At 72.1% G+C, this 15,774-nt stretch carries 15 protein-coding genes, 1 pseudogene and 1 riboswitch; of the genes and pseudogenes, 7 read left to right on the top strand and 9 right to left on the bottom strand.

What is annotated here, in order from left to right:
* Nucleotides 1-79: 79 nt before the first annotated feature.
* The 3 genes from Q4V64_RS13125 to Q4V64_RS13135 all read right to left on the bottom strand — a co-directional run bounded on the left by Q4V64_RS13125 (nucleotide 80) and on the right by Q4V64_RS13135 (nucleotide 2,254).
* A complete protein-coding gene (locus Q4V64_RS13125; protein WP_095756175.1) occupies nucleotides 80-475 on the bottom strand; it encodes a DUF3040 domain-containing protein in 396 nt (131 codons plus the stop codon).
* Between the two features lie 278 nt (nucleotides 476-753).
* Complete coding sequence (locus Q4V64_RS13130) at nucleotides 754-1,524, bottom strand: methyltransferase (protein ID WP_124442964.1); 771 nt, start codon at nucleotides 1,522-1,524, stop codon at nucleotides 754-756.
* 163 nt (nucleotides 1,525-1,687) lie between these two features.
* Nucleotides 1,688-2,254, bottom strand: coding sequence for an SAV_6107 family HEPN domain-containing protein (locus Q4V64_RS13135; protein ID WP_124442963.1), 567 nt, complete (start codon nucleotides 2,252-2,254; stop codon nucleotides 1,688-1,690).
* A 216-nt stretch (nucleotides 2,255-2,470) separates the two neighbouring features.
* Between Q4V64_RS13135 and Q4V64_RS13140 the strand changes: the two are divergent.
* From Q4V64_RS13140 to Q4V64_RS13150, 3 genes and pseudogenes are all read left to right on the top strand, one after another.
* Nucleotides 2,471-3,088: pseudogene (locus tag Q4V64_RS13140) on the top strand (YhgE/Pip family protein); the annotation flags it as partial.
* Between the two features lie 44 nt (nucleotides 3,089-3,132).
* On the top strand, nucleotides 3,133-3,762 hold the full coding sequence (locus Q4V64_RS13145) for a TetR/AcrR family transcriptional regulator (RefSeq protein ID WP_124442962.1): 630 nt from the start codon (nucleotides 3,133-3,135) through the stop codon (nucleotides 3,760-3,762).
* 511 nt (nucleotides 3,763-4,273) lie between these two features.
* Nucleotides 4,274-5,785: an NAD(P)/FAD-dependent oxidoreductase gene (locus Q4V64_RS13150; protein WP_124442961.1), complete on the top strand. Its 1,512-nt coding sequence runs from the start codon at nucleotides 4,274-4,276 to the stop codon at nucleotides 5,783-5,785.
* Nucleotides 5,786-5,829: 44 nt separating this feature from the next.
* Here the strand turns inward: Q4V64_RS13150 and Q4V64_RS13155 are convergent, their stop codons facing one another.
* The 6 genes from Q4V64_RS13155 to Q4V64_RS13180 form a co-directional block, all read right to left on the bottom strand.
* A complete protein-coding gene (locus tag Q4V64_RS13155; RefSeq protein ID WP_124442960.1) occupies nucleotides 5,830-6,789 on the bottom strand; it encodes a hypothetical protein in 960 nt (319 codons plus the stop codon).
* Nucleotides 6,790-6,845: 56 nt separating this feature from the next.
* Nucleotides 6,846-7,769: a methylenetetrahydrofolate reductase [NAD(P)H] gene (gene metF / locus Q4V64_RS13160; protein WP_124442959.1), complete on the bottom strand. Its 924-nt coding sequence runs from the start codon at nucleotides 7,767-7,769 to the stop codon at nucleotides 6,846-6,848.
* A 113-nt stretch (nucleotides 7,770-7,882) separates the two neighbouring features.
* On the bottom strand, nucleotides 7,883-8,533 hold the full coding sequence (thiE, locus tag Q4V64_RS13165; RefSeq protein ID WP_124442958.1) for a thiamine phosphate synthase: 651 nt from the start codon (nucleotides 8,531-8,533) through the stop codon (nucleotides 7,883-7,885).
* 429 nt (nucleotides 8,534-8,962) lie between these two features.
* Nucleotides 8,963-9,328 carry an Rv2175c family DNA-binding protein gene (locus Q4V64_RS13170; RefSeq protein ID WP_124442957.1) on the bottom strand — a complete coding sequence of 122 codons (366 nt, stop codon included), beginning with the start codon at nucleotides 9,326-9,328 and terminating at the stop codon, nucleotides 8,963-8,965.
* Between the two features lie 86 nt (nucleotides 9,329-9,414).
* Nucleotides 9,415-10,656: an FAD-dependent oxidoreductase gene (locus Q4V64_RS13175; RefSeq protein WP_124442956.1), complete on the bottom strand. Its 1,242-nt coding sequence runs from the start codon at nucleotides 10,654-10,656 to the stop codon at nucleotides 9,415-9,417.
* A gap of 32 nt (nucleotides 10,657-10,688) precedes the next feature.
* Complete coding sequence (locus Q4V64_RS13180) at nucleotides 10,689-11,039, bottom strand: hypothetical protein (protein WP_124442955.1); 351 nt, start codon at nucleotides 11,037-11,039, stop codon at nucleotides 10,689-10,691.
* A 52-nt stretch (nucleotides 11,040-11,091) separates the two neighbouring features.
* Nucleotides 11,092-11,203, top strand: a riboswitch (TPP riboswitch).
* On the opposite strand from Q4V64_RS13180, the gene thiO reads away from it, so the two are divergent.
* The 4 genes from thiO to pknB all read left to right on the top strand — a co-directional run bounded on the left by thiO (nucleotide 11,201) and on the right by pknB (nucleotide 15,430).
* Nucleotides 11,201-12,364 carry a glycine oxidase ThiO gene (thiO, locus tag Q4V64_RS13185; RefSeq protein ID WP_124442954.1) on the top strand — a complete coding sequence of 388 codons (1,164 nt, stop codon included), beginning with the start codon at nucleotides 11,201-11,203 and terminating at the stop codon, nucleotides 12,362-12,364. It overlaps the preceding riboswitch by 3 nt.
* Nucleotides 12,361-12,561: a sulfur carrier protein ThiS gene (gene thiS / locus Q4V64_RS13190; protein ID WP_124442953.1), complete on the top strand. Its 201-nt coding sequence runs from the start codon at nucleotides 12,361-12,363 to the stop codon at nucleotides 12,559-12,561. Before thiO ends, thiS begins: the two co-directional genes overlap by 4 nt.
* Nucleotides 12,562-12,564: 3 nt before the next feature.
* A complete protein-coding gene (locus Q4V64_RS13195; protein ID WP_124442952.1) occupies nucleotides 12,565-13,359 on the top strand; it encodes a thiazole synthase in 795 nt (264 codons plus the stop codon).
* A 118-nt stretch (nucleotides 13,360-13,477) separates the two neighbouring features.
* Nucleotides 13,478-15,430 (top strand): Stk1 family PASTA domain-containing Ser/Thr kinase, encoded by a 1,953-nt coding sequence (gene pknB, locus Q4V64_RS13200; RefSeq protein ID WP_172629421.1) that lies wholly within the window; start codon nucleotides 13,478-13,480, stop codon nucleotides 15,428-15,430.
* Nucleotides 15,431-15,774 lie beyond the last annotated feature (344 nt).

A 15,774-nucleotide genomic window follows, 5' to 3' on the forward strand; every position in this document is an offset into this window, starting at 1 on the left:
CGTCGCGTGGGCGTGCGTGAGGGGGTGACCACCAGGTGGGTGGTCACCCCCTCACGCAGGTGCGAGAGCTGTTGTCGAGCTAATGGCCCTGTTGTTCGTCGCGCCGACGCTGCCAGCGCTGCTCGATCCGGTCCATCATGGAGCGCCGCTGCCGTCCCTGACCGCGGGCTGCCTGCGGACCACCGGAGGGCTGTTCGCCGGGCTTGGGGGCTTTACGCCAACCCGTTACGGCGAGTACCGCACAGCCGAGCATGACCAGGAAGCCGACCACGCTGAGCCATACCTGCTTGGCGACCATACCGGCCATGAGGAGCGCGATACCCACGAGGAAGCCCGCGACCGCCTGGTAGACCCGTCGCCGGGTATACGTGCGCAGCCCGCTTCCCTCAAGCGCTGTCGCGAACTTCGGATCTTCGGCGTACAGCGCTCGCTCCATCTGCTCGAGCATTCGCTGCTCGTGCTCCGAGAGCGGCACGGAGTCCTCCTCATCGTGCAGTCGCCGGGGCGACTCGGGGGGTCCCTTAAGGATAGGCAGGGAATCGCCCCCGTGAAACCCGCCCCTCTACGCCAATTGGCCAACCGGATTCCGCCATGAACGTTCCGGCCCGCTGAGGCTTCCATTCCCCAGGAGCCGACCCGTCATGCCGGGCGGTCTCCCTCGATCATACGGCGCGGAACGCTCGATCGGGGGGCCTGTGGCGTACTCCATCCACACCCAAGTCCCTGATCAGCGACGCAGCAGGAGAGGGCCACTCAGGCCTGTGCGGCCCCCGGGGTCTCACCGAGCACGTGAAGCTGTGTGGCCACGGAATGGAAGGCGGGGAGCTCGGCCGCCGCCTCCTCCAGCTTCAGCAGCGCTTCCAGGGCTCCGGGCTCGGTGTCCACGAGCACGCCGGGGACGAGGTCGGCGAAGACCCGCACGCCGTGCACGGCACCGACCACGAGGCCCGCGCCCTCGACCAGCTCGGTGAGCTGCTCGGCGGTGAAGCGGTGCGGAACGGGGTCACCGGTGCCCCAGCGGCCGTTCGGATCGTCGAGGGCCTGCCTGGCCTCCTTGAAGTGGCCGGCGAGGGCCCGCGCGAGCACGGCGCCGCCCAAGCCGGCGGCGAGCAGGCTGAGCACGCCCTCGGAGCGCAGCGCGGCGACCACGTTGCGCACGCCTTCGGCGGGGTCGTCCACGTACTCCAGGACGCCGTGGCACAGCACCACGTCGTAGCCGCCGCGCTCGACCACGTCGAAGAGGCCGTGGGCGTCGCCCTGGACGCCCTGCACCCGGTCGGCGACGCCGGCCTCGGCGGCGCGGCGCTCCAGCGCGAACAGCGCGTTCGGGCTGGGGTCGACGACGGTGACCCGGTGGCCGAGGCGGGCGACGGGCACCGCGAAGTTGCCGCTGCCGCCTCCGGTGTCGAGGACGTCCAGCGCCTGCCGCCCCGTGGCCTTCACCCGGCGGTCGAGGGCGTCCTGGAGGACCTCCCAGACCACGGCGGTACGGAGAGAGGCGCGGGGTCGCATCGGGTCCGACACGGCAGTTGACTCCTCGGCGCGGCACCGCCTGCTGCGCGGCGGAGCGAACGGGGTGCCTCCCCGGCCCGAGGTACGGGAAGGGAAGGCTTTAGGCGCCCTCCACCCTATTGCCTCCAGGCCCGCACCTGGTCACCGCCGTGTCGTCCCCCGGGCGCCCGGCCCGTCATCCCGCGTCCGGGAAGTCACGGTCGGCGCTCTCGCGGTCCTCCGGCTGGTCGGCGTCCCGGCGCGGCTGGGGCAGGACGGGCTGGAGCACCAGCATGCGCTCGACGAGGCGCAGGAACATCGCCACGTCGCGTATCAGGTCGTCGGCGTCCCGGCGGCCGGCCGCGCCCTGGATGCCCGCCTCGGCCCGGGCGCGGCGCCGGGCTCCGGAGGCGAACAGCGCGCTCCACTCGGTGAGTTCGGGCGCGATTTCGGGGAGCACTTCCCAGGCGCTCCGGATCCGGGCCCGGCGCCGGGGGCTGGTTTCCGGGCGTCCCCGCGCGGCGAGTACGGCGGCGGCGGTGCGCAGGGCGGCGAGGTGGGCCGTCGCATAGCGCTCGTTCGGTGTCTCCAGGGTCGCGGCCTCGTCCAGTCCGGCGCGGGCCTGGGCGAGCAGGTCGAGGGCCGCGGGTGGCGCTGTGGTCCGGCGCAGCACGGGGTGTACGTCGCTCGCCGGGCCGTTCAGTGAGGGGGCAGGGCCGGTGGCGCGGCGCCGGCGAGCGGCGGCTGCGTGGTAGCTGGCCATGACGAACCTCCTGTCGTCTGTGTGACGGCTCTGTGGCCGTATGTGTCCATCGTGAGGTATGGCACTGACAATCCGTTCTGACCTGGGCTTTTGCTTCGATCGCGCGTTCGGAGTACTTTTTGCACTGACCAGTCAGTTCAAAAAGTTCGGCTCTCAATGAGTCGAAGGCATCAGGGGGTGGCGAGCAGTGGCCGGAGTCGGCATCACCGCCGAGGGCACAAGGCGCCCAACTACGGCACCGGTTTCGCCCCGTACTTCATCCCGCTGTCCCTGTGGGTGGGCGCGATGGTGGCGTACATGCTGATCGCGCCGATGAACCGGCGTGCCCTCGCCGCGGGTGCCGCGGCATGGCGGATCGCGCTGGCGGGCTGGCTGCCGGTGGTGGCGATCGGCGTCCTGCAGACCGTCGCCCTGATGGCGGTGCTGCACTGGGCGGTCGGCCTGGAGATGGCCCGGGCGGCCGGAACAGTGGGCTTCCTGTTCCTCGTGACGGCGTGTTTCGCGGCGATCGTGCAGTGGCTGAACGCGCGCTTCGGAGCGGCGGGTCGGATTCTCGTACTCGCCCTGCTGATGCTGCAGTTGACGTCCGCGGGCGGCACCTACCCGGTGCAGACCAGCCCGGGCTTCTTCAACGCGATCCACCCCTTCCTGCCGATGAGTTACGTCGTCGAGGCCCTGAGGAGGCTCATCACCGGCGGCGGCCTGGGACCGGTGTGGCAGGCATGTGCGGTACTGGCGGCCTTCACCGCGGGAGCGCTCGCGCTGACCGCCGTGTCGGCCCGCCGCCGCCAGGTGTGGACGCTCGACCGGCTGCATCCGGAGCTGACCCTGTGAGTGCGGTGACTCCTGGTGTGACCGTTCCTGTGACAATCAGGGCCATGGAAAGCAGCAGCACCCCGCGGGCTGTCAGCACGCGCCGCGAGGCCACCCGGCAGAAGCTCTACGAGGCGGCCGTCACGCTCATCGCCGAGCAGGGCTTCTCGGCCACCACGGTGGACGAGATCGCCGAACGGGCCGGAGTCGCGAAGGGCACGGTCTACTACAACTTCGCAAGCAAGTCCGTCCTCTTCGAGGAGTTGCTGCGGCACGGAGTGGGACTCCTCACCGCCTCCTTGCGGGAGGCGGCCGACCGCACCGCCCAAGGCGGCGGCAGCAAGGTGGACGCCCTGGACGCGATGATCCGCGCGGGGCTGGTCTTCATAGACCGCTATCCGGCCTTCACCCAGCTGTACGTGGCCGAGCTGTGGCGCACCAACCGGGCCTGGCAGTCCACGCTGATGGTGGTCCGGCAGGAGGCGGTCGCGGTCGTCGAGGGTGTGCTGCGCGAGGGCGTGGAGAACGGCGAGTTCAGCGCGGAGATCGACATCCCGCTGACCGCGGCCGCGTTGGTCGGCATGGTCCTGGTGGCCGCCCTGGACTGGCAGGCCTTCCAGCCGGAGCGCTCCCTGGACGACGTGCACGCGGCGCTGTCGCGGCTGCTTCAGGGGCGGGTGAGCGGGAGGGGCTGAGCAGGGCCGCTGCACGGGCCGCCGAGCCGACGCGACTCAGGCGGCCGCACGCGAAAGCGCCGGTCCGGTGTGGCCGCGTCCCCCGCGGGCCACCTCGAACCGGCGCTTCCTCTTGCTCCCCCGTTTCCCCCGTTTCCCCCGTTCCCCCATTCCCCCGTTGGGCCCCGTTCGGTCATCTCCGGGTTCCCCCGTGCCTCGCTCCCGCCGACATCGGCCGGCGGAAGGAGCGGATCCGGGGGCCGCTCCGTTCCGGCGCCCCGTGTCGCCGGTGCCGGAGCCGCGCCCCTTTTCCGTGCCTCCACTCTCTCGTTCGCGCAGGTCGGCCCCCATCCGCGCGCGTACTCATCTCGGCGACTAGGTACTGATACTCAGCAGTACGCACGCGGCCCCAGGACGGTGTGCCACCCCTTGGTGACGATCGCGTCCGTGCCGGTACTTCCCCTGGCCGAGGGCCGGGCGTCCGCACGACCGCCCGGCCGGATTGTCGGTGGCGGCCGATAAAGTCGCAGGCATGGCACGGATTGCGGTGATCGGCGCCGGGATGGGCGCGATGGCGGCCGCTGCCCGGCTGGCCGTCGCGGGCCACCGGGTGGCGGTGTACGAGCGTACGGAGACGTACGGCGGTGCGGTGCGCCGCTTCGAGCGCGACGGGTTCCGTTTCGACACCGGCCCCGGGCTCCTCCCCCTCCCCGCGGTCTACCGCGACCTGTTCGTCAAGACCGGCAAGGAGCCGCTGGAGGACTGCGTCGAGCTGGTCCAGGTCGACCCGTCGTCGCGGCACGTCTTCGCGGACGGCACCGAGGTGTCGCTGCCGAACGCCTCGCGCGCGGGCGTCGTCGCGGCCCTGGACGCAGCGCTCGGGTCGGGCGCCGGGCAGCGCTGGGGCGACTTCCTGGTCCGGGCCCGTGAAGCCTGGGACCGGACGCGCCGACCGCTCCTGGAGGAGCCCCTATGGCCGAACTGGTCGGTGCTGGCCGAGCGCGAGCCCTATCCGTCGGTCCCCCACAAGCGGCTGCTGCGCACCCGCCGGGCCGGCACACTCGCCGAGATCGGCGCCTGGGAGCTGCGCGACCCCCGGCTCACCGCGCTCCTGGAGAGCCACGCGCTCGCGTACGGCCTGGACCCGAGCGTCACCCCGGCGAGCGCCGCCGTGCTGCCGTACCTGGAGCACGCCTTCGGTACCTGGTATGTCCGAGGCGGGATGCGGGAGTTGGCGCGCGCGGTGTACGAGCGGTGCATTGACCGGAAGGTCGAGTTCCACTTCGGCGCCGAGGTCACCGGGGTGCTGGAGAAGGGCGGCCGGGCGGCGGGGCTGGAGTTCGAGGACGGAAGAGTGGCGGAGGCGGACACCGTCGTCGGCAGCGGGCCTTGGCGGCTGAGTGGCCTGCTGCGGGGCCGCGAGTTGTACGGCGCGGGGGCCGTCGCGCCGCATCCCGAGGGCACGGCGACCGGCCGGGTCGTGGTCTGCCTGGCCCTGCGCGGCGCACGGGCGGCTGACGCGACGCACCGCACGGTGGTGCACGGCACCGCCCCGCAGGCCGAGTTGGACCTCTTCGCGCGCGGGGTGCCGCCCGAGGACCCGACCGTCCGGATCGACCGGCCGGACGACCCGGCCCTGCGCCCCGACGACGCCCACGAGTCCGTGGTGCTCACGGCGACGGTGCCGTCCCAGACGCGCTACGACTGGACCGCGGCCGGAGCCGCCGACGCGTTCGCGGACCGGATGGTCGCCGCCGCCGAGCGCGCGATACCGGGTCTGCGCGAGCGGACGCTGTGGCGCGAGGTCCGTACGCCCGTGCACACGCGGGAGGAGACCGGAGCCGAGGGCGGCGGTGTGCCCGCGCCCGCACTGGCGTCGGCCGAGGGGACCCTGCTGCATCCGTCCAACGGCACGGCGATACCGGGCCTGTTCACCGTCGGCGGCTGGTCACACCCCGGCGGCGGACTCCCGCACGCCGGCATGTCGGGCGCGCTGGTGGCCGGACTGATCGTGGAGGGGCCGGAGTTCAGAGGATCCCAGTAGTGGAACCAGCGAGAGGATCCCAGTAGTGGAACCAGCGGCGGGGCTCAGAAACGGTACTGCTCGTCGACCCCGTTGCCCTGCGCCTGCCCGTCGCCCTGGTACGGATACTGCTGCTCGGGCGGGAGTTCGCCGCCGTAGGGGTCGTCGGTGCTGCGCTGCTGCGGCACCCACACGCCGCCGGGCGGGGTCTCGCCGCCGTACGTCCCGGCGGCGTACTGGTCCTGGCCGTAGCCCTGCTGACCGTACTGCTGCTGGCCTCCGTAGGAGGTGTCGTACGAGGCACCGCCGTAGGCCTGCGTACCGATGTACGGGTCGGAGTAGGCGGCGTACTGCTGCTGTCCGGCCGGGTCGTAGCCGTACTGCTGCTGGTCGTAGCCGGAGTAGCCGTCGTAGGCGTACGACTGGTCGGCGGCGGCCGTCGCGTACTGGTCCTGGGTCTGGCCAGGCGCCGGGTAGGAGGAGTCGGTGGCGTAGCCCGAGTCGCCGTATATGCCGTACGAGCCGGTGTCATCGGGCAGGGGCTGCGGCTCGTACACGGAGGTGCTCTCGGCGGCCGTGGGCGGCTCGACGGGGCGGGCCGGCGTGAACACGTCGTCGCGGTCGTAGTCGTCGTGGCCGTACGCGCCGGTGTCCTGGCCGTACTGGCTGTCAGCGCCGAAGCCGACCGGGGTCGCTTCGAGGTCGGTGACCTCCAGGGACGGATCCTGACGGTCCGCCTTGCCCCGGCGGCGCTTGGAGCCGTCGGTGCCCGGGCGGCTGACCGCCCAGCCGGCCGCGAAGCCGCGACGGAAGGAGAGCGTGACGTAGGTCTGGCCGACCGCGAAGGCGGCGGCGCCCAGTCCGATGACGATCACGGAGGGGATCAGCACGCCGAGGACGACGCCGAGGAAGCCGACGAAGGCGAGCAGCCGCCAGCGCAGGCGTGCCTTGTACTGCAGCAACACCTCACCGAGCAGCCACAGCGCGACGATGCCGAACGCGATGTAGAGGACCGTCCAGCCCATGTACGCCCCTCTCCCAGTGGCCGTTACGCAGTGTGTCGTATACCGGTGCGGCCGGTCTAGGTCTGCGGTCGGTGGTGCAGGCCCAGGTTCTCGTAGATTTCCAGCGTCGCCGTGGAGTTGTTGAGCGTGATGAAGTGCAGTCCGGGCACTCCCTCGGCCAGCAGCCGTGCGCAGAACTCGGTGGCGAATTCGATGCCAATGGAGCGTACAGCCGCCGGATCGTCTTTGGCTGTGAGGATCCGCTCTTTCAGAGCGGGCGGGAAGGCGGCGTTGGTGAGCGACGGGACCCGCGCCAGCGTCTTCACACTCGCGATCGGCATGACCTCGGGGATGATCGGCGTCTCGCAGCCGGCCGCCGCGACCCGGTCGCGCAGCCGCAGGTAGTCCTCCGGCTGGAAGAACATCTGCGTGATCGCGTAGTCCGCGCCCGCACGGCACTTGTCGACGAAGTGCCGGACATCGGTGTCCCAGTCGGCGGAGCGCGGGTGCATCGCGGGGAAGGCCGCGACGCCCACGCAGAAGTCGCCGGAGTTCTTGATGAGTTCGACGAGTTCGGCGGCGTAGGCGAGGCCCTGGGGATGCGGCACCCAGTCGCCCATCGGGTCGCCGGGCGGGTCGCCGCGCAGCGCGAGCATGTTGCGGATCCCGGCGTCGGCGTACTGGCCGATGATGTTGCGCAGGTCGGCCACCGAGTGGTCGACCGCCGTGAGGTGCGCGATGGGGGTGAGCGTGGTGTCGGAGGCGATCGCCTCGGTCGCCTTGACCGTGCCCGCGCGGGTGGAACCGCCCGCGCCGTAGGTCACGGAGACGAAGTCGGGTGCCACGGCCTCGACCCGGCGCAGCGCGTTCCACAGGTTCCGCTCGCCCTTCGGGGTCTTCGGGGCGTAGAACTCGAACGAGTACGTCGTCTTGCCGGTCGCGAGCATGTCACGCACGGTGCGGGCGTGGTCCGTCCTGGTGGATGCGGTGCCGAGGGCCATACCCGCAGGTTAGTCAGGGCGCGGCGGTCCCCCAACCGGATCACGGACTTTTGCCCGACTTGTCTATTTACTGTCCACCCCTTGGACATACGGGCGAGGGACAAACGGTGTCATTACGCCTGCCGCAGCCGCTTGGCGAACTCCGCCGCCGCCGCGCCCGGGTCGTCCGCCTCCGTGATCGCCCGGACGACCACGACCCGGCGAGCACCCGCCTCCAGCACCTCGTCGAGGGTGCGCAGGTCGATGCCGCCGATGGCGAACCAGGGGCGGTCGGTGCCGAGGCCGGCGGTGTACCGGACGAGGTCGAGACCGGGGGCGTGGCGGCCGGGCTTGGTGGGGGTCGGCCAGCACGGGCCGGTACAGAAGTAGTCCACGCCCTCCTGGACGGCGGCCGCGGCGGCCTCCGGCTCGGCGTGCGTGGAGCGGCCTATGAGGATGTCGTCCCCGAGGATCGCGCGGGCCGCGGGGACCGGGAGGTCGCCCTGGCCGAGGTGCAGGACGTCGGAGCCGGCGGCGTGGGCGACGTCCGCCCGGTCGTTGACCGCGAGGAGCTTGCCGTGCCGGGCGCAGGCGTCGGCGAAGACCTTCAGGTGCTCCAGTTCCTCGGCCGCCTCCATCCCCTTGTCGCGCAGCTGCACGATGTCGACGCCGCTCGCCAGCACCGCGTCCAGGAACTCGGGCAGGTCGCCCTGGCGCTTACGGGCGTCGGTGCAGAGGTAGAGCCGGGCGTCGGCGAGCCGGACGCGGGTGGCGGTGTCGGGCATGCGGGTGTCCCCCGTTGTCGGTGGCGTACGGGCCGTGGGCCGGTGCGGTCGGCCGCTGCGGGCCGTAGTGAACCACGGGCATGGCTCGCATGGCCTGCGGTGCACCACGGACGTGGCACGCGCGGCCTGCGGCGAACCACGGATGTGGTCCGCCGCGGCCCTTGGCGAACCACGGAGGTGACTCGCACGGCCTGCGGCAAACCACAGACGTGGCACGCAAGGCCTGCGGCGAACCACGGATGTGGTCCGCCGCGGCCCTTGGCGAACCACGGGCGTGACTCCCCACAGGCCGCACCGGACCACGACCACGGCTCGCACGGCCTGCGGTGCACCACGGACGTGACTCCCACAGGCCGCAGCGGACCACGACCACGGCTCTCGCGGGCCACGGCCCGTACGCCGGACGGTGTTCAGATCAGCGTGTTCAGATCAGACGGCGAGCGCCTGGGCGCGGCGCTTCACCTCCGTGCCGCGATTCTCGCCGAGGGCCTGCGCGGGGGTGCCGGGCAGGCTCGGGTCGGGGGTGAAGAGCCACTCGAGCATCTCTTCGTCCGTGAAGCCGTCGTCCCGCAGGAGCGTCAGGGTCCCGGACAGACCCTTGACGACCTTGTCCCCGTCGATGAAGGCGGCGGGGACGTGCAGCGCGCGGTTCTCACCACGGCGTACGGCGATGAGCTGGCCGTCCTTGACCAGCTGCCGCACACGCGTCACCTCGACGCCGAGCTTTTCGGCGATGTCGGGGAGGGTGAGCCAGGCGGGGACGAGAGCATCGATTTTTGCGTCAATCTCGGTCACGGAACAAGCGTGCCATCCCGGACTGACAGTCGGAAGTCAGGCCGGTCCGACCTGAGGCAACAGACCGCCGACACGGGTTACAGGAGTTATGCCTTCGCCGCCTTGAGCGGCCGCGCCGGATCCGCCAGCAGCAGGGGATCCACCGGTGTGCCCGCCTCGATCAGCCGCCGCCCCTGTGCCAGGTCCCGGGGCCGGCCCACGGCCAGCAGGGCGACCAGGCGGTTCTCCCGCAGCCAGCACACCGTCCAGGCCGGCCCGGCCGGGTCGCCGCGCCACAGGATCGTGTCGGCGGACGTGTGGTGGCCGGCGTACTGGACGAAGCGGCCGAACTGCTCGGACCAGAAGTACGGCACCGGGTCGTAGACCGCCGACGCCTCACCGAGGGCCTCGCCGATGATGTTCGCGGCCACCGTGCGCGGGCCCTGGAGGGCGTTGTCCCAGTGGTGGACCAGCAGACGCTCGCCGTACCTTCCCGAAGGGAACGAGGCACAGTCGCCGACCGCGTAGACGTCCGGCACGGAGGTGCGCAGGTGGTCGTCGGCGACGACCTCGCCGTGCGCTCCGAGGTCGATGCCGGAGCCGGCCAGCCAGTCCGTGGCGGGGCGGGCGCCGATGCCGACGACGACGGCGCCCGCGGGCAGCCGCGTGCCGTCGTCCAGCAGCACGGCTCCGGGCTCGACGCGCTCCACGCGCGTGTGGGTGCGCAGAACGGCCCCCGCGTCGGCGTACCAGGCGGCCATCGGCGCGGCCACCTCGGCGGGCAGGGCGCCCGGCAGCGGCCGGTCGGCGGCCTCGACGACCGTCACCGCGCAGCCCGCCTCGCGGGCCGCCGTGGCGAACTCCGCGCCGATCCAGCCCGCGCCGACGACCACGATGTCGTGCTGCCGGGCCAGCACCGGGCGCAGCCGCTCGGCATCGTCGAGGGTGCGCAGCAGATGCACACCGGGGACGCCCTCCGCGCCCGGCAGCCGCATCGGTTCGGCACCGGTGGCGAGGACCAGGACGTCGTACGGGACGGGCCCGGCCTCGGTGTCCAGCTCATGGTCGGCGGGGCGCACGCCCAGCGCCTCGCGCCCCAGCTGGAGTTCGAGGTCGAGCGCCTCGAAGTCGACGTCGAAGGCGGAACCCTCGGCCTTGCCCAGCAGCACGGCCTTCGACAGCGGCGGACGGTCGTACGGCTGGTGGGGCTCCGCGCCGATCAGCGTCACCGTGCCGGTGAAGCCCTGTTCCCGCAGGGCGACCGCGGTCTGCACCCCGGCCATGCCCGCGCCCACGACGACGACACGCCGTGGCATGGAGGTACCCCGTTCCTGCGTCTGCTCGCTCACGTGATCACCATAGACAACTGACGAATTGTCAGTCAGCGGTCCTGCTCAGTGACCTGCTCCACAACACTGGTCCCGCTGCCCTGCTGGGACTCCCACTCCCACGTCTCCTCCAGCCGCACCCGACCGTCCGGCAGCTCCACGACCGTCGACACACAGTGCCCCGAGGAGGTCGTCCCGTCGTGCTTGAGCTGCACGTACCGGAAGGCCAGCCGGTCGCCGTCCCTCGTACCCACCAGGTACCCGCGTACGACGTCACCGCCCGCGTACTCGGCCCAGATCTCGCCGTTCTTCTCGTGGTAGGCGAACCGGGTGCGGGTACCCACCTGACCTGGGGCCTGGTCGGCGACGGGGGCGAGGACGAGGCCGTCCAGCGAGCGGGGCATGACAAGCGGCTCCCTTACAGAGGCCCGGAACCAAGAGCTAGGGTGGCCACCGTAAAGCACTCGCGGGAGCCCGGACGCACCGGGCTGAGAGGGAGGCTGGCGGCCTCCGACCGTACGAACCTGATCCGGGTCATGCCGGCGAAGGGAGGGGCTGGACGCCCATGTCGCCTACGCGAACGTCAGACGTCCTCGTCATCGGGGGCGGAATCATCGGGCTGGTCACGGCGTGGCGGTCCGCGCAGCGCGGGTTCGCCACGGCCGTCGTGGACCCGGAACCGGGCGGTGGGGCGGCCCAGGTGGCGGCCGGGATGCTGGCCGCCGTCACGGAACTGCACTACGGCGAGCAGACCCTGCTCGGCCTGAATCTCGAGTCGGCCCGCCGCTATCCGGACTTCGTCGCCGAGCTCACCGACCTCACCGGCCATGACCTCGGCTACCGCCGGTCCGGCACGCTCGCGGTCGCGCTGGACGCCGACGACCGTGCCCATCTGCGCGAACTGCACGCGTTGCAGCGGCAGTCGGGCCTGGACTCCGAGTGGCTGTCCGGGCGGGAGTGCCGGCGTCTGGAGCCGCTGCTCGCGCCGGGCGTGCGCGGCGGGCTGCGGGTCGACGGCGACCACCAGATCGACCCCCGGCGCCTGGCCCGTGCGCTGGTGGCCGCGTGCGAGCGGGCGGGCGTGGTCTTCCACCGCTCGTGGGCCGAGCGGCTGTCGGTCGTACGGGAGCGGGCGGCCGGTGTCGTCACGCGCGACGGGGCCGCCCTGGGCGCCGGACAGGTGGTGCTCGCGGCGGGCAGCCTCAGCGGGCGGCTCGCGGGGGTCCCGGACGACGTACTGCCGCCGGTGCGGCCCGTGAAGGGGCAGGTGCTGCGGCTGACCGTGCCCGAGCGGTACGCGCCGTTCCTGAGCCGGACCGTGCGGGCCGTGGTGCGCGGCAGTCAGGTCTACCTGGTGCCGCGCGAGAACGGTGAGCTGGTGGTCGGCGCGACCAGCGAGGAGCTGGGCTGGGACACCACGGTGACCGCGGGGGGCGTGTACGAGCTGCTGCGGGACGCCCACGAGCTGGTTCCGGGGATCACGGAGCTGCCGCTCACCGAGACGCGGGCCGGTCTGCGCCCCGGCTCCCCCGACAATGCGCCGTTGCTCGGTCCGACCGAGCTGGACGGGCTGCTGCTGGCCACCGGGCACTACCGCAACGGTGTGCTGCTCACGCCGATCACCGGCGACGCCATGGCGCACGTCCTGACCACCGGCGAACTCCCCGACGAGGCCCGGCCCTTCACACCCAAGCGCTTCAGCGCGGCCCTCACGGAGCAGCCCGCATGAACATCTCGGTCAACGGCGAGCGGCGGGAGGTCGCTCCCGGCACGGCACTCGATGCCCTGGTGAAGTCCCTCACGGCGGCTCCCGCCGGCGTGGCCGCCGCCCTCAACGAAACCGTCGTCCCGCGCGCGCAGTGGCCCGCCACGCCCCTCTCCGAGGGAGACCGCGTGGAAGTGCTCACCGCCGTCCAAGGAGGCTGACCCATGGCCGACGATCCCTTTGTCCTCGGTGGTACGTCCTTCACGTCCCGCCTGATCATGGGCACCGGTGGTGCGCCCAGCCTGGAGGTGCTGGAGCGGGCGCTGGTCGCCTCCGGCACGGAGCTGACGACGGTCGCGATGCGGCGGGTCGATCCGGGCGTGCACGGCTCGGTGCTGTCGGTGCTGGAGCGGCTGGGCATCCGGGTGCTGCCGAACACGGCGGGCTGCTTCACGGCCGGGGAGGCCGTGCTGACGGCCCGGCTGGCGCGGGAGGCGCTCGGGACCGATCTGGTCAAGCTGGAGGTCATCGCCGACGAGCGGACGCTGCTGCCGGATCCGATCGAGTTGCTGGAGGCGGCGGAGACGCTGGTGGACGACGGGTTCACGGTGCTGCCGTACACGAATGACGACCCTGTGCTCGCGCGGAAGCTGGAGGACGTCGGGTGTGCGGCGATCATGCCGCTGGGGTCGCCGATCGGGTCGGGGCTGGGCATCAGGAACCCGCACAACTTCCGGCTGATCGTGGAGCACGCGCGCGTGCCGGTGATTCTGGACGCTGGGGCCGGTACGGCGTCGGACGCCGCGTTCGCGATGGAGCTGGGGTGTGCCGGGGTGATGCTCGCCTCGGCGGTGACGCGGGCGCAGGAGCCGGTGCTGATGGCCGACGCCATGCGGCATGCCGTGGAGGCGGGGCGGTTGGCGTACCGGGCGGGGCGGATTCCTCGGCGGCACTTCGCGGAGGCGTCGTCTCCGGTGGAGGGGTTGGCACAGCTGGATCCGGAACGACCCGCGTTCTGAACGTACGTTCGACAAGATCCGGGAACCCTTGCGAGGTGCGTCACAGCTCGGCTGCAGTCCCACCCCGATATCGGCCGAACCGGCGGTCGTGTCAGTCGCGGCTCGTACACTCACCTGCGTGGATACGACCCTTCAGGACCCGCTCGTCGGGCAGGTGCTCGACGGCCGTTACCGCGTGGACGCGCGGATCGCGGTCGGCGGGATGGCCACGGTCTACCGGGCCCTGGACACCCGCCTGGACCGCGTGCTCGCGCTCAAGGTGATGCACCCGGCGCTCGCGGCCGACGGGACCTTCGTCGAGCGGTTCATCCGGGAGGCGAAGTCGGTGGCCCGGCTGGCCCACCCGAACGTCGTACAGGTCTTCGACCAGGGGACCGACGGGTCGTACGTCTATCTCGCCATGGAGTACGTCGCCGGATGCACCCTGCGTGACGTGCTGCGCGAGCGCGGGGCGCTGCAGCCGCGCGCCGCCTTGGACATCCTGGAGCCGGTGCTGGCCGCGCTCGGCGCCGCGCACCGCGCCGGGTTCGTGCACCGGGACATGAAGCCGGAGAACGTCCTCATAGGGGACGACGGCCGGGTCAAGGTCGCCGATTTCGGGCTGGTCCGGTCCGTGGACACCGTCACGAGCACCACCGGGAACGTCCTCGGCACCGTCTCGTACCTCGCACCCGAGCAGATCGAGCAGCAGGGCACCGTCGACCCCCGCGTCGACGTGTACGCGTGCGGTGTCGTCTTCTACGAGATGCTGACCGGCGAGAAGCCGCACGACTCGGACTCCGCCGCCGTGGTGCTCTACAAGCACCTGCACGAGGACGTCCCGCCGCCCTCGGCGATCGTGCCGGGGCTGCCGTACGAGCTGGACGAACTGGTCGCGTCGGCGACCGCCCGCACGCCCGCCATCCGCCCGCACGACGCGGTCGCACTGCTCGCCCAGGCGCGGGACGCCCGTGCCGCGCTCAGCGCGGACCAGCTGGACGCGGTGCCGCCGCAGGCGATCTCCGCGGGGCACGACAACGCCGACGACCGTACGAGCGTGATCCCGCGCTCGCTGACGGTGCCGCGTCTCCTGCCGGTGAACGAGGACGAGGACCAGGCCGAGTCCGGGGTTCATCACACGAGCCGGCTGGAGTCTGCCCCGCCCCTGTCGCCGCGCCGGGCGGACCGGGCGGACCGGTTCCGGTCCCGGCGCCGGCTCGTCACGATCGTCGCCGCCGTGCTGCTGGCCCTCGGCCTCGGCGCGGGTGTCTGGTACATCAACTCGGGGCAGTTCACCCAGGTCCCGCCGCTGCTGGCGAAGACCGAGGCACAGGCCCGGGAGCGGCTGCAGAAGTCCGGGCTGGAGGTCGGCAAGGTCAAGCACGCCTACAGCGACACCGTCAAGCGCGGCACAGTGATCAGCACGGACCCGACGCCCGGTACCCGGATCCGGGACAACGACCCCGTGACGCTCACCATCTCCGACGGCCCCGAGACCGTGAAGGTGCCGGACCTGGAGGGCTACCGGCTGGACAAGGCCAGGGCCGTGCTGAAGCAGAGCGGGCTGGAGCCGGGCATGGTCACGCGGGCGTTCAGCGAGGACGTTCCCAAGGGCTTCGTGATCTCCTCGGACCCGGCCGTCGGCATCGAGCGGCGCGCCGGATCGGCGATCGCCCTCACCGTCAGCAAGGGCCGCCCGGTCGACATCCCGGACGTCACCGGCGAGGACCTGGCCGACGCGCGGGCCGAGCTGGCGGAAGCGGGCCTGAAGGTGAAGGTCTCCGCCGAAGAGGTCACCTCCTCGGAGTTCGACAAGGGCCAGGTCGCCCGGCAGACGCCGGGCAGCGGCAGGCAGGTGGCCGCGGGCGACACGGTGACGCTCACGCTCTCCAAGGGCCCCAAGATGATCGAGGTGCCGGACGTGGTCGGCGACCGCGTCGACGAGGCCAAGGAGAAGCTGGAGGGCGCGGGCTTCCAGGTCGACGAGGACCGCGGACTGCTCGGGCTGTTCGGCGACACCGTCAAGAGCCAGTCCGTGGAGGGCGGGGAGACGGCGCCCGAGGGATCGAAAATCAAGATCACGATCCGCTGACGGACGGCACCCCTCACCACCGGATCCCTGGACGGGAGGAGCGCGCCGGGGTCCCGGGCGGGCTGGGGCCCGGATCCCCGAACGGGAGGAGCCCTCCCGGACCCCGCACGGGAGCAGCCCTCCCGGACCCGGACGACAGATCCGCCCCAGTGGGGCGGAGACGGCCCCCTCCGGCCCCCCGCACGGAGCGGCCCTCCCGGACCCCCGACGACAAAAGCCCTCCCCATCCCCGCACAGGAGAATCCCTCCCGGACCCGGACGACAGATCCGCCCCAGTGGGGCGGAGACGGCCCCCTCCGGCCCCCCGCACGGAGCGGCCCTCCCGGACCCCCGACGACAAAAGC

Origin of the sequence: Streptomyces sp. NL15-2K (assembly GCF_030551255.1) — a bacterium.
GTDB lineage: Bacteria > Actinomycetota > Actinomycetes > Streptomycetales > Streptomycetaceae > Streptomyces.

Excerpts from the sequence above, each read along its gene's own strand:
- Q4V64_RS13155 (WP_124442960.1), bottom strand. The coding sequence starts at position 6,789 with ATGGGCTGGACGGTCCTCTACATCGCGTTCGGCATCGTCGCGCTGTGG.
- Q4V64_RS13195 (WP_124442952.1), top strand. The coding sequence starts at position 12,565 with ATGGCCGACGATCCCTTTGTCCTCGGTGGTACGTCCTTCACGTCCCGC.
- Q4V64_RS13145 (WP_124442962.1), top strand. The coding sequence starts at position 3,133 with ATGGAAAGCAGCAGCACCCCGCGGGCTGTCAGCACGCGCCGCGAGGCC.
- metF (WP_124442959.1), bottom strand. The coding sequence starts at position 7,769 with ATGGCCCTCGGCACCGCATCCACCAGGACGGACCACGCCCGCACCGTG.
- Q4V64_RS13150 (WP_124442961.1), top strand. The coding sequence starts at position 4,274 with ATGGCACGGATTGCGGTGATCGGCGCCGGGATGGGCGCGATGGCGGCC.
- thiO (WP_124442954.1), top strand. The coding sequence starts at position 11,201 with ATGTCGCCTACGCGAACGTCAGACGTCCTCGTCATCGGGGGCGGAATC.
- thiS (WP_124442953.1), top strand. The coding sequence starts at position 12,361 with ATGAACATCTCGGTCAACGGCGAGCGGCGGGAGGTCGCTCCCGGCACG.
- Q4V64_RS13180 (WP_124442955.1), bottom strand. The coding sequence starts at position 11,039 with ATGCCCCGCTCGCTGGACGGCCTCGTCCTCGCCCCCGTCGCCGACCAG.
- thiE (WP_124442958.1), bottom strand. The coding sequence starts at position 8,533 with ATGCCCGACACCGCCACCCGCGTCCGGCTCGCCGACGCCCGGCTCTAC.
- Q4V64_RS13135 (WP_124442963.1), bottom strand. The coding sequence starts at position 2,254 with ATGGCCAGCTACCACGCAGCCGCCGCTCGCCGGCGCCGCGCCACCGGC.